10 protein-coding genes are annotated in these 12,280 nt (G+C 56.7%); 2 read left to right on the top strand and 8 right to left on the bottom strand.

Annotated elements, in window-relative coordinates; all coding sequences use genetic code 11:
* The first annotated feature begins 56 nt into the window (after positions 1–56).
* On the top strand, positions 57–509 hold the full coding sequence (locus PH7735_RS12435) for an SRPBCC family protein (RefSeq protein WP_058311687.1): 453 nt from the start codon (positions 57–59) through the stop codon (positions 507–509).
* Between the two features lie 107 nt (positions 510–616).
* On the opposite strand, the gene PH7735_RS12430 is transcribed toward PH7735_RS12435, so the two are convergent.
* From PH7735_RS12430 to PH7735_RS12395, 8 genes are all read right to left on the bottom strand, one after another.
* Positions 617–1,456: an NAD-dependent epimerase/dehydratase family protein gene (locus tag PH7735_RS12430; protein WP_058311686.1), complete on the bottom strand. Its 840-nt coding sequence runs from the start codon at positions 1,454–1,456 to the stop codon at positions 617–619.
* Positions 1,453–2,670 carry an aminotransferase class I/II-fold pyridoxal phosphate-dependent enzyme gene (locus PH7735_RS12425; protein WP_058311685.1) on the bottom strand — a complete coding sequence of 406 codons (1,218 nt, stop codon included), beginning with the start codon at positions 2,668–2,670 and terminating at the stop codon, positions 1,453–1,455. Before PH7735_RS12425 ends, PH7735_RS12430 begins: the two co-directional genes overlap by 4 nt.
* Complete coding sequence (locus PH7735_RS12420; RefSeq protein ID WP_058311684.1) at positions 2,645–3,439, bottom strand: HpcH/HpaI aldolase family protein; 795 nt, start codon at positions 3,437–3,439, stop codon at positions 2,645–2,647. The genes PH7735_RS12425 and PH7735_RS12420 overlap by 26 nt, the downstream gene beginning before the upstream one ends.
* A complete protein-coding gene (locus tag PH7735_RS12415) occupies positions 3,439–4,650 on the bottom strand; it encodes an NAD(P)/FAD-dependent oxidoreductase (protein WP_058311683.1) in 1,212 nt (403 codons plus the stop codon). The genes PH7735_RS12420 and PH7735_RS12415 overlap by 1 nt, the downstream gene beginning before the upstream one ends.
* Positions 4,647–6,356 (bottom strand): hydantoinase B/oxoprolinase family protein, encoded by a 1,710-nt coding sequence (locus tag PH7735_RS12410; protein WP_058311682.1) that lies wholly within the window; start codon positions 6,354–6,356, stop codon positions 4,647–4,649. The genes PH7735_RS12415 and PH7735_RS12410 overlap by 4 nt, the downstream gene beginning before the upstream one ends.
* A 5-nt stretch (positions 6,357–6,361) precedes the next feature.
* Positions 6,362–8,440, bottom strand: coding sequence for a hydantoinase/oxoprolinase family protein (locus tag PH7735_RS12405; RefSeq protein WP_058311681.1), 2,079 nt, complete (start codon positions 8,438–8,440; stop codon positions 6,362–6,364).
* Between the two features lie 93 nt (positions 8,441–8,533).
* Positions 8,534–9,454 (bottom strand): LysR family transcriptional regulator, encoded by a 921-nt coding sequence (locus tag PH7735_RS12400; RefSeq protein WP_058311680.1) that lies wholly within the window; start codon positions 9,452–9,454, stop codon positions 8,534–8,536.
* 139 nt (positions 9,455–9,593) lie between these two features.
* Complete coding sequence (locus PH7735_RS12395) at positions 9,594–11,264, bottom strand: ABC transporter permease (RefSeq protein ID WP_058311679.1); 1,671 nt, start codon at positions 11,262–11,264, stop codon at positions 9,594–9,596.
* Positions 11,265–11,348: 84 nt separating this feature from the next.
* Here PH7735_RS12395 and PH7735_RS12390 point away from each other — a divergent pair, with 84 nt between their 5' ends.
* Complete coding sequence (locus PH7735_RS12390; RefSeq protein ID WP_058311678.1) at positions 11,349–12,230, top strand: hypothetical protein; 882 nt, start codon at positions 11,349–11,351, stop codon at positions 12,228–12,230.
* Positions 12,231–12,280: the final 50 nt, after the last annotated feature.

The raw sequence follows: 12,280 nt of genomic DNA, 5'->3' as shown, positions 1-12,280 counted from the left end.
GACACCGGAACAAGCCGACAAAATCAGATTCCCCTGTTGTTAGGAAAGGAAACCCAATGGAACTCTCGGACGAAATCATCATCAACGCCCCCAAGGAACAGGTCTATGCTGCCCTGAACGATCCCGAAGTATTGCAACGCTGCATTCCCGGTTGTGAAGAACTGATCAAGCATTCGGATTCGGAACTTGAAGCCAAGGTTGTGCTGAAGATCGGGCCAGTCAAAGCGCGCTTTAGCGGCGATGTTCAACTTGATACAGCCGGAGCGCCCGATGCGTTCTCGCTCACCGGACAGGGCAATGGCGGCGCTGCGGGTCATGCCAAGGGGGGCGCGGACGTGACGCTGACCGCTGACGGGGACACCACCATTCTGAGATATGAAGCCAAAGCCGCAATCGGTGGCAAGCTTGCACAACTTGGAAGCCGCCTGATCCAAAGCACAGCGAAAAAGCTGGCTTCAAAGTTCTTCAAATCTTTCGCGGACGTGCTGAACGAAGAAACCGTCGCCTAGGGTTTCTCAAAGAAAAGCCCCAAGCAACAGGAGCAATTTGCCTGGTGCTTGGGGGCAGACGCCCTCATCAGAGAAGATGAGGAGAGTTAAATACTGCTTTGTTATTGCTACTTTTTGGCAACATCATCTGATTTGAGATTTAGCGCCGCAATGCCCGAGTTGCCCAAAGGCACAGAGGCAAACGGGCCACCGTGGCAGGCATTCGCGAGGTCCTGAGGATCCAGAACACCCGCCTCTTCGAAAATCTCTTGTGCAAACTGTTCCGCGTTGTCCTGAGGGCGATACCCCAAATGACGGGCGCCAGAGTTGTCCACCGGCGCGCGGTCGTTGTCTGACACGCCATACACAACCGAAAACCCGGTTACCTTTGTATCAATCGCTCGCGTGACAAGCCGGATCAGATCATTATAGCTGAGCCATGTGCTCACCGCGCGGGCATTGCTGACTTTGGCACAGGACAGGATGCGCATGCACACGGCTTCGACGCCGCGTTTGTCCCAATACATGCTGGCCAGATCTTCGGCAAAACACTTGGCCAAGCCATAGAACGTGTCCGGTTTATGGGGGGCGTCAATGCCGATAAATTCGGTTTTCTTGTGCATCCCAACGGCATGGATCGACGACGCATAGACCACGCGGCGCACCCCGTTGCGATAGGCGGCCTCCCACACGTTATAGGCGCCGATGATGTTGGGGCCCAAAATGGTCTCAAAGGGTGCTTCGTCGCCATAGGCACCGAAATGCACGACCATATCGGCCCCCTTCAGCACCTCCAGCATGTCATCCAGATTGCTGAGGTCCGCTTTGACATAGGTTTCGTTGTCCGCCAGATTTTCAATGCTGTCCGCCAAATCGGTGGAAACAAAGGTTTCACACATCTTCGAAAGAGGGTCGCGCAAGTATGACCCCAAACGGCCAGCGGCACCGGTAAGAACGAGTTTTTTCATGGATCATGTCTTTCTTTGAGTTTGGCCACCGAGGCCGCGATACGGTCCATCGCAACATCCAGAACTTCCAGAGATGTCGCTGTGGAAATGCGAAAAAAGGGGGAAAGCTCATAGGCACTGCCTGGAACGGCGGCAATTCCAGCATCGTCAAGAAGATAAGCTGTGACCGCTGTATCATCCTCCAGCGTTTTGCCGTCGGGCGTTTGGGCTCCGATCAGCCCTGCACAGCCGATAAAGGCGTAAAACGCCCCGCCCGGCGGATCAAGGGTCAGGCCTGCGATGCGGGCGACACGTTCAACCACCAGATCGCGGCGCGCCTCAAAGGCCGCACGAAACACCGCAACTTCATCTTGCGGGCCATTGAGGGCCGCTGCAGCCGCCGCTTGCGCAACCGAACAGGCGCCAGAGCATATCTGGCTTTGAACTTTGCTCATCGCGGCGATCAAAAGCTTGGGCCCTGCCCCGTAACCGATCCGCCACCCCGTCATGGCATAAGCCTTGGACACGCCGTTGACGGTCAATGTCCGGTCTTTCAGTTGCGGATTGGCGGCGGCAAACGACAAAAACGCGCGGCCATCAAACAGGATATGTTCATAAATTTCATCCGACAGGACAAGAACATGCGGATGCGCCTCGAGCACCGCGCCAAGCGCGCGCAAGTCCTCGCCGGAATAGACCGCGCCCGCGGGATTGGAAGGCAAATTCAGCAAGATCCAGCGCGTCTTTGGCGTTATCGCCATTTCAAGCTGTTGAGGTGTCAGGCGAAATCCGTTTTCGGCAGGGCATTCCAACGCAACAGGCGCCCCCCCGAGGATCAAGACGATATCCTTGTACTGGCCAAAATACGGCGCGCACATCAACACCTCGTCGCCTGGCTCTAGCGTCGCCATCAAGGCATTGAACAGGACCTGCTTTGCCCCGTTTGACACAATGACCTCATCCAGCGCATAGCCCAGATCATTCTCGCGTTGCAGCTTGTCCACGACGGCCTGACGCATTTCGGCTGTGCCATGTGTCGGGGGATACCGCGTTTCCCCCCGCAAGGCCGCAAGATGCGCGGCCTCGACAATGTGCGCAGGCGTGTCAAAGTCAGGCTCACCAAGGCCAAGATCAATCACATCTTCCCCACGCGCTTTTGCCGCTTTGGCTGCCTGACTGACCGATGCCGATGCCGAGGGTTGAACGGCATCAAGGCGGGACGCCGCGAACTTCATCGAAGCCCCCCTTCACTTTTGCCAACAAACCGTCGGATGCCTTTGCCAGCAAGGACGCATCTGTGCCGCATGCCACGAAGGTGAAGCCTTCATTCAGCAATTCGGCCGCAAAATCGGGGTCCAGAACCAGAGTGCCCACCGGCACGCCATTGGCGATCAGCTTTTGCGCCGCCGGTTTGATGAGGGCCCAAACCTCGGGGTCCATTGGATTGCCAAGCTGTCCAATGTCCGCCGCGATATCGCCGGGGCCAAAGAAAATGCCGTGTACACCGTCTACGGCAGCAATGGCGTCGGCCTGTTCGATGGCGGCCCGTGTCTCTAGCTGCAACAGAACGGTTGTTTCGTCTTCGACCCGCGCAACATAGTCGGTCACACGCCCGAATTTTGTGGCACGTGTCGCGCCGGAAACGCCACGGTTGCCATGAGGCGGATAACGCGTTGCGGCGACGGCTGCCTCGGCTTCTTCGACCGACTGGATCATCGGAAACAACAGACCCGGCGCACCAAGGTCCAGCAACCGTTTCACCGCAACGGCATCATTCCATTCAACCCGTACAATGGCGGTTGTCGGGCTGGCCGCGAATGCCTGCATCTGGCCCAGAACGCTGAAATAGTCATTCGGGCTGTGCTCCATGTCGATCAACGCCCAGTCATATCCTGCGTGCGCTGTCACTTCGGCCACAAAGTTGCTGCACAATGTAATCCAGAGCCCCAGTTGTCTGTCCTTTGAGGCCAGCGCGTGGGTAAAGGCATTCTTCGCGAGCTTCATCAGATGATGGCCTTTTCGATGATTTTGCGCCCTGCAGGAATGCGGTCAAAATGGAACTGGGTCATGTCCAGAGATTTATAGGCGCCATGCACCATGATTTCCGCCGTGCCGCGCCCCATCGCCGGAGATTGCTGCAACCCGTGGCCAGAGAACCCGTTGAGGAAAAAGAAGTTTTCAACCTCCATATGCGGCCCCATAATCGCGTTGTGATCAAAGGTGTTCATGGAATAGTGCCCGGCCCATTCCGATGTGACCTTGATCCTTTCAAACTGGGGAATGCGCGTGGCAAGCACGGGCCACACGTGTTCTTCCCAGATCGCGTGGTCCATTACGAAATCTTCGGGATCAACGGCGGGGTCGATGTCAGAGTGGGCACCGCATTGATAGGTGCCACCGCCGTTTTCGCGCACATGCACACCAGAGGGATCAATGGTCAAAGGCAGGTCACGATCCAGCGGTTCGGCCGCCGAGAATATCCAGGAAAAGCGTTTGCGCGGCTCAACAGGCAGCTCGATCCCCGCCATTCGTGACGTGAGCGCGGCACGTGGCCCCGACGCGTTGAGAACCTGACCACAGGCGATCACTTCGCCCGACTTTAAGGTCACGCTTTCGACACGTGTGCCAGCCGCATTTTTGGTCACGGCAACAACTTCGTTTTCGATGTATTCCGTACCACGTTCCCGCGCGGATTTGCGCCACCAGTCAAACACCGCTGTCGCATCCCAGAAACCTTCGTCGATCAGGTTGATCGACCCCAAAACGATGTCGTCGACGTTGTAGAAGGGATAGGCCTCGAGAATTTGCTCGGGCGTCATCAATTGCGTTGCGGCCCCCGCCGCCAGCTGGACTTTCTGGCTTTCACGCAGCACATCGGCAAAAGCATCGTTGTCCGCCAGATACATATATCCGAACGAGCGGATCGAAAGGTCCGGCACGCGGTCGTCATTGCCCATGTATCGCGGCAGGTTTTTCACGAAATCCGCTGCAAACTGGCTGATGCGTACGTTCAGTTCGCCTGAAAACTGCTGCCGCATGCATGAATTGGTGTGCATGGTGGATGTGTTTTCATAGCTCAGATCACGATCCACGACCAAAACCTTGCCGTCGAAATCCTTGTCATCCGACAGGAACCAAGCGGCGGATGCCCCCATCATGGCCCCGCCGATTATGACAACATCATAGCTGCTGCTTTGTGGTGCTTGCGTTTTCATAGGCTTTCCCCTCGGGCTATGGCGGCCTCGACATCTGCGATGTCTTGGGCGGATAGATTATAGTCACGCGCGGCTGTTTCTGCCGAGATATACCCGCGAGCAAGATCTCTGATTACCAGCTCTTTGGCGCGCTCTGACGGGTCACCGTATCCAGCGCCTCCTGGGAACGCCATAACCACTTTGCGGCCGTGCGGGACGAATTGTTTGCCCTTGCCCCGCATCGTGGCACCATCATCGCGCGCAATTGTTGTCGAGGCCCCCGCCCCGCCACCACGACGCCCGCGCGCCGGATGGTCAACACGGTCAAACATGGCCTGAATGTCGAATTCGTGGCCTTCTTGCGCGCCGACTTCCATGTACTGTCCAAGGCCGCCGCGCGTTTTGCCCGCGCCGCCGCTGTCGGGGCGCAATTCCTTGCGCCAGATGATCACGGGGCCGGCATGTTCCGTGGCTTCGATCGGCATGGTCATCACGCCCGAAGGAAAGGCTGTTGCGTTCAGCCCGTCATGTTCCGGACGCGCGCCGGATCCACCGGAATTGAAAGTCAGAACCTCTGACCGGCGTGCGGTCATCGGGGCCGGTGCATCCGTGCGGGGCCGCAAAGACACCTGAAAATTGCACAAACAACCGGCACCTTCGGCGGGCACGAGATCCGGCACAATTTTGTCAAACGCGTCATACACGGCGTCAGGTACAAAGTGCCCCACGATGTGACGCAACGCGACGGGTGCAGGGTGCAAGGCGTTCACAATCGAGTTTTCGGGGGCCGTGATCTCAAACGGCGCAAGCGAAGCCGCATTGTTGGGGATTTCGGGGGCAATGGCCACTTTCAGCGCATAGCAGGCATAAGCCTTGGCATAGACGAGCGGGCAATTGATGCCTTTCTTGTCCACGCCCGACGTTCCGGTGAAGTCCGAGACAATCCGGTCGCCTTCCACGCTGACCTTGACCTTGAGCGTGATGGGGCGGTCAAACCCGTCCATGGTCATCTCGCCCTCTGCGGATGTCTGGGGCAATGCCGCGATCCGTTCGATTGTAGCACGGCGCGAATTGTCGAGAATAAACGTGGCAATCCCGTCCAGATTTTCCTGCGTAAACTCGTCCATCATGTCGATCAGGCGCCGGTGTCCGATTTCGTTACATGTCGCCAGTGCATAGATATCTCCGATCAACTGGTCAGGCTCGCGCACATTGCCGCGAATGATGCGGGTCAGCGTTTCATCCACGGTGCCTTGGTTGGCGAACTTCATAATCGGGATATAAAGCCCTTCTTCATAGACGGAATGTGCGTCCGCCCCAAAACCGCGCCCGCCAATATCGACGATATGCGCCGTACAGGCAAAGAACCCCACCAGTGCACCATTATGAAAGGACGGCGTGACCATGGTAATGTCATGAAGGTGCCCTGTGCCTTCCCAGGGGTCGTTGGTGATATAGACGTCACCGTCGAAGATATTCGCCGGTCCGATACGTCGAATGAAATGCGCCACGGCATCGGCCATCGCATTCACATGCCCGGGTGTTCCCGTCACCGCCTGCGCCAGCATGTTGCCATACGTGTCATACACACCTGCGGACAAATCCCCCGCTTCACGCACGGATGTTGAAAACGCCGTGCGCACAAGGGCCTGTGCCTGTTCTTCGACAACCGAAATCAACCGGTTCCACATAACCTGATAGGCGACTTTTGAATGGTCTTTGCTCATCCCAGTTATCCTTTGCTCACAACGTCGATACAGCCATCCGGCTGACGGATTGCATATCGGCTGGCGGGCACGATAATTGTGGTTTCTGCTTCGGTGACCGCCGCCGGTCCATGGGCACATTGCCCGGTCTGCATCAGGTCACGCCGTATGATACCCGCATCAAGGTATTGCGCCTTGGCCGCATCAAAAAGAGGCCGGGTGCCTTCTTGGGTCGCAGTTCCCGCCGCCTGTGTTTCAGAGACGCGTGCCACCTCTTCGGGGGGCGTCGTCGCATTCACGGACCAGACCGTGATCTCGATATCCATCCCTTCAACGGGACGTCCGAAAAGTTTGGTATAGTCTTCGATGAACCGCGCCTCGAAAGTGGCGGCATCCGGTGCCATGGCCTGTTCTTCGGTCAATTCGATCGGGATTTCCCAGCCCTGCCCGGTGTACCGCATGTAAACCTTGAATTCGGACAAGATAGGGCTGACCTCATCACAGGTGCGCACAAAACCGGTTGCTTCGGCTTGCAGGTCGCGCAAAAGCGCGCTGATCTTGTCGGGATCAAAATCCGACAACGTCATATAGACCGACCTGTTGGCCTCGAAACTGAAAGGCGCGCGCAGAAACCCGATCGCCGAACCTACGCCCGCCCCCGGTGGCACCAAAAGCCGTTCAACCCCCAGCTTTTCACAAAGGCGCCCTGCATGCAGGGGCGCCGCACCGCCAAAGGCAATCATGGTGTATTCGCTCAGGTCTTCGCCGTTTTCCACGGCATGAACACGCGCGGCATTGGCCATGTTTTCATCGACAACCTCGGCCACGCCAAAGGCCGACTCGACGGCATCCATATCGAGCGTTTCCCCAACATGGTTTTTAAGAGCGGATTTAGACTCTTCAGGGTGTAGCTTGATCGAACCACCGGCAAAATTGTCAGGGTCCAGTTTACCCAAGACAAGATCGGCGTCGGTGACACCCGGTTTCTCTCCGCCGCGGCCATAACATGCGGGGCCCGGTTCAGATCCAGCACTTTCTGGACCGACACGGATCTGGCGCATGGAATCGACATGCGCCAAGGATCCCCCGCCTGCGCCGATCTCGACCATATCAATCACGGGGATCGAGATGGGCATACCAGAGCCCTTTTTGAAACGATAGGTTCGGGCGACCTCGAACACGCGTGACGTTTTGGGTGTCTGGTTCTTGATCAAACAGATTTTTGCCGTGGTGCCCCCCATGTCAAACGACAGCACCTTGTCGATCCCGTACCGCGCAGCAATATGCGCCGCGAACACGGCCCCGCCCGCAGGACCGGATTCGACCAGTCGCACGGGGAAATCTGCCGCGTTCTGGATCGAGATGATCCCGCCACCAGAGTGCATCAGGAAGATGCGGCAGGCGACGCCCTCGCCTTTCAAACGCTCTTCGAGACGGCCCAGATAAGAGGCCATCAGGGGTTTGATATAGGCATTGGCCACCACGGTGTTGAACCGTTCATATTCACGCATCTGCGGGCTGACCTCGGAAGAGATCGACACCGAAACCTCGGGCAGCTTTTCTTGCAAAACATCACGAACAAGCTGTTCATGGGCCGGGTTCAGGTAGGAATGGATCAGACCCACGGCAACGCTTTCAAACCCGCCTTGGGCAATTTTTTCGACAACGGCTTCCACGTCCGAGCGATCCAGATCGATCAACACCTGCCCGTTCGCATCAACCCGCCCCGGCACGGTAAAGCGTCTTTGGCGTGGCAACAGCGGGTCTGGCAGATTGAGGTTCAGGTCATACTGTTCAAAGCGGGATTCGGTGCGCATCTCGATGACATCGCGAAATCCTTCGGTGGTGATCAGCGCGGTCTTTGCGCCGCGCCGTTCAATCAACGCATTGGTCGCCAGAGTGGTTCCGTGGATAATCTGATCGATCTGCGAAGGGGTCACGCCGGCCTGTTCACAGACCTGATGCATCCCGTCGATAATCGCGTTTTCCGGTGCGGCATAGGTCGTCAGAACCTTGGTGGAAAAAGGTTCGCCGTTTTTTTCCAACACGACATCCGTGAATGTCCCACCGATGTCGACGCCAAGCCGGATGGTCGTGGTTTTCATAAAAGGCTCCAAGTCGTTGATCTAGTCATACCGACAGTTAGCCAAACCGGATTTTCAAAAGCAAATTGATTAAATTGTTCAGGTCGATCAATTTTATTTATCATACACCTCGTCTTTGGCAGGGTTCATGGCGCGGCTTGCCAGCTTTGCCGCCTTGGCGACAAACAGCGGCGCGCGGCTAGGCGCGTATCTGGCATAAAAGGACAGCGGGTCGGGAAGCCAGTCGAACGCGATTTCAAGAAGGTTTCCCGAGGCAATTTCACAACGCACCAAGGTCTTGGGCAACAAGGCAATCCCAAGCCCTTCGAGGACCATGGGAACACAGGCCGACAGTGCACTTGAGTGGACAATCTGGTGGCGCCCCAGGCCCTGACTTTCTGCGAAGGCATGCAGTGCATGACCGGCCTGAGTGTCTTTGGAGTGGGTCAGAATTGTATGCTGGAACAAATCGCCAGCACGCGGTGACCTTCCAATCTCGGCTATCAGGTTGGGGTTGGCCACCCAGCAATAGGATTCCGCCCCCAAAGCTTCGCTGGCAAAAGCGCTGGATTTGAATGGATCGTTTTGAAAGGCCAGATCAAGCTGCCCCTCCATCAGACGCGCCTCAATGACCGAGGAAAGGTCCACTTCCAGCTGCACGCGCAGTTTGGGATAGGCGCCTTTGAGAAGACGTAAAAACTCTTGCAACCATGTGCAGGCGACAAGTTCTGTAACCCCCAAACGCAGCCTTTCTTCGATCAGGACCTGCTGTCCTGCCTCTTCAATCAGCGCTTCTCCGGCCCAAAGCACCTGACGCGCCTTTTCCAACAGCCGCTTTCCCTTGGACGTCAGCCGCACAGACCCCGCATCACGAATCAACAACGTGGTATCAAGCGCGCTTTCCAAGGCCGATATTCTTGCCGAAATGTTGGGCTGTGTCGTACCCAGTGCCGTGGCCGCCGCCCGAAACGTGCCTGTATCCACAACAAAGGCAAAGGCCTCGAGTTGCTTGAGGGTGATCTGGCTTTTGATCATTTCGCATCCTGTGATCGAAAAAATCTATCATAGGAGCGAAATCCCGTCGGGCACAATGGAAGGATGCGCTGATCCACTTACATGGTGCGTCGGGTGCATTTTCGGGCACGGACTTATCCACGCCGCTTGATGACAGGTGTTACCGGTTTGCGCGCGCCAGAAGCCCGACAGCCACCAAACCGACCAGCATGATGAGGATCGCCCCCGGGCTGGCTTCGCCAAGGTTTTCAAGGCTGGCCTGATCGTGCACCAAAGTGGCCAATGTATCAAAGTTGAAGGGCCGCAACAGCATCGTAGCAGGCAGTTCCTTGACACAATCCACAAATACCAACAGCAACGCCGATCCCAATGTGGTGCGGATCATCGGAAAATAGATCTCGACCAGCGTTTGTCCGCGCGTGCGCCCCAAGGACCGCGCCGCCAGTGGTAGGCTGGGGGATACACGTCCAAAGGCACCGTCTGCCGCCCCCTGCGCGATGGCAAAGAACCGCACGCAATAGGCAAGGATCAAGGCAAAGGCGGTTCCACTCAACAAAAGCCCGACAGGCTGGCCCGTAATGCTTTCAAGGAAATCGGCCAAACCGTGGTCCACCGTGGCCAGCGGGATCAAGATCCCCACGCCAAGAACAGCCCCCGGCGCGGCATAGCCAATGGTCGTCAGCGGCAACAGCTGTCGCGGCAAAGCCTTGCCCGATAGCCGCACGCCGTAAACAAGAAAGACCCCGGCTAGAACCGTCACAAAGGCAGCGATCCCGCCCACAAACAGCGTGTTCCAAAGGGCGCGAATCAAGACAGGCTCGGCCCAGCTGCTGGCGTTATCAACGGCATGGCTCAGGATGACGCCAAAGGGCAAAACAAACCCGAAGGCAAATGGGATCAAACAGGCCAATGTCGCCATCATGCCCCAGAAGCCCGTCAGGTCGACCCGCACAGCAGGTCGATGGCGCGTGGTCATGTTGAAAAACTTCTGTTTGCGCCGGCTTGTTTTTTCAAGACTGACAAGCAAAATCACAAGCATCAAAACCACGGTGGACAGCTGCGCGGCACCACCGGCGTTGTTGCTTTCCAGCCAGACACTGAAAATCCCTGTCGTCAGGGTTTGAACGGCAAAATAGTCAACCGTTCCAAAATCGTTCACGGTTTCCATCATAACAATCGCAGTGCCCGCAGCGATCGCGGGGCGTGCCATCGGCAGGCCAACACGCCAGAACCGGCCAAGGGCCCCTGCCCCAAGCGAGCGCGCCACTTCTTCACCGGCTGCGGATTGCTCGCGAAAGGCTGCGCGCGCGAGGATGTAGACATAAGGAAACAGCGCCGCAGACAACACAAGAATGGCGGCCCCCATCGACCGGATTTGCGGGAACCAGTAATCCCGGGAGGTTTGCCAGCCAAACATATCCCGCATCGTCGTTTGAACCGGGCCTGCATACTCAAGAAAATCTACGAGCGCATAGGCCCCAACATAGGCGGGAATGGACAGCGGCAACAACAACGCCCATTGCAACCAGACGACACCGGGAAATCTATACCGCGTGACAAGCCATGCCGCGCCGGTTCCGACACTTGCCGACAAAAGGCCAACCGACAGCATCAACACCAAAGTGTTGCGCACGTATCGGGGCAAGGTGGTCGAAAGCAAATGCCCCCAAATGTTTTCCGTGGGAAACAATGCAAGATAGAAAACGGCCAAAATCGGGGCAACAACGATCGCTGCGATCAGCAAGGCGCCAAGCGACCAAAAATCGATTTTGATCCGGAAACCACGGCTTTTGGTGGTTTCAGAGGCAATGGGAGGGCGTGTCTGTTCCATAATGTCTCTGTTGCCCGAAACTGGTTTCACTGTCCAGAAACGAAGATATAATGTAGACGCAAACAAAAAGAAAAAAGTTACACTATGCAGATTGTTCTTCACGTCGGCGCACATTTCACAGACGAAGACAGGCTCTTGAAGTCGCTGAGCAAAAACAGGGACAACCTTGCTGCGCGCGGGATTTCTTTGCCCAAGCCCAGCAGTTACCGCCGCCAGTTGCGCGCCCTGCTGCACAGTCTTGGGCAGATGCCGGTCACAGACCAGCTGCGCGATGACTTTTTTGCCGGACTAAATGATCCCAGCGCAGAAGATCCAGACCGTATCATCTTGTCTCATAACGATTTCTTTTGCGTCCCGAAAATGGCCGTGCGTGAAAACCTGCTTTATCCCAAGGCCGTCGACCGTCTTTTGGATATGTGCAACCTATTCCATCAGGACGAGATCGAAGTTCATTTCGCGATCCGGAATCCGGCCACGTTTCTGCCTGCTCTTGTTGCGGCAAAAAAAGGTGAAACGCTGGAAGGGATGACCCGAGGGGCCGTTCCGACCGCCCTGCGGTGGGCCGAAACCATTGGCCGCATCCGCGAAAACGTGCCCGCCATCGGTTTGACGGTTTGGTGTAATGAAGACACGCCGCTGATCTGGGAACAAATTCTGCGCGAACTCGCCGGAGTGGAAGCCACTGTGCCGCTTGAGGGTGGTACCGATCTGCTGGCCGAAATCATGTCAGACGAAGGCATGGAACGGTTTCACGCCTATGTGCAGGCACATGAAGGCATGACCGAAATCCAGAAACGGCGCGTGATTGCAGCGTTTTTGGACAAGTTTGCGTTGGAAGACGAGCTGGAAGAAGAACTCGACCTGCCCGGATGGTCCGAAGAATACGTGGATGCGTTGACCGACATCTATGATGAAGATGTCTATGAGATTTCCCGCATGCCCGGCGTCAACTTGATCACGCCATAACTCTGTTCGAGAGGCATTCGGACCTCAGACGGGTGCCGCAGATTTGAGAT

It is taken from the genome of Shimia thalassica (assembly GCF_001458215.1).
Taxonomy (GTDB): domain Bacteria; phylum Pseudomonadota; class Alphaproteobacteria; order Rhodobacterales; family Rhodobacteraceae; genus Shimia; species Shimia thalassica.
This window is presented reverse-complemented; position numbering and strand designations above follow the sequence as displayed.

What these genes read in the sequence shown, in the direction of transcription:
- PH7735_RS12435 (WP_058311687.1), top strand. Translation starts at nt 57, where the DNA reads ATGGAACTCTCGGACGAAATCATCATCAACGCCCCCAAGGAACAGGTC.
- PH7735_RS12430 (WP_058311686.1), bottom strand. Translation starts at nt 1,456, where the DNA reads ATGAAAAAACTCGTTCTTACCGGTGCCGCTGGCCGTTTGGGGTCATAC.
- PH7735_RS12425 (WP_058311685.1), bottom strand. Translation starts at nt 2,670, where the DNA reads ATGAAGTTCGCGGCGTCCCGCCTTGATGCCGTTCAACCCTCGGCATCG.
- PH7735_RS12420 (WP_058311684.1), bottom strand. Translation starts at nt 3,439, where the DNA reads ATGAAGCTCGCGAAGAATGCCTTTACCCACGCGCTGGCCTCAAAGGAC.
- PH7735_RS12415 (WP_058311683.1), bottom strand. Translation starts at nt 4,650, where the DNA reads ATGAAAACGCAAGCACCACAAAGCAGCAGCTATGATGTTGTCATAATC.
- PH7735_RS12410 (WP_058311682.1), bottom strand. Translation starts at nt 6,356, where the DNA reads ATGAGCAAAGACCATTCAAAAGTCGCCTATCAGGTTATGTGGAACCGG.
- PH7735_RS12405 (WP_058311681.1), bottom strand. Translation starts at nt 8,440, where the DNA reads ATGAAAACCACGACCATCCGGCTTGGCGTCGACATCGGTGGGACATTC.
- PH7735_RS12400 (WP_058311680.1), bottom strand. Translation starts at nt 9,454, where the DNA reads ATGATCAAAAGCCAGATCACCCTCAAGCAACTCGAGGCCTTTGCCTTT.
- PH7735_RS12395 (WP_058311679.1), bottom strand. Translation starts at nt 11,264, where the DNA reads ATGGAACAGACACGCCCTCCCATTGCCTCTGAAACCACCAAAAGCCGT.
- PH7735_RS12390 (WP_058311678.1), top strand. Translation starts at nt 11,349, where the DNA reads ATGCAGATTGTTCTTCACGTCGGCGCACATTTCACAGACGAAGACAGG.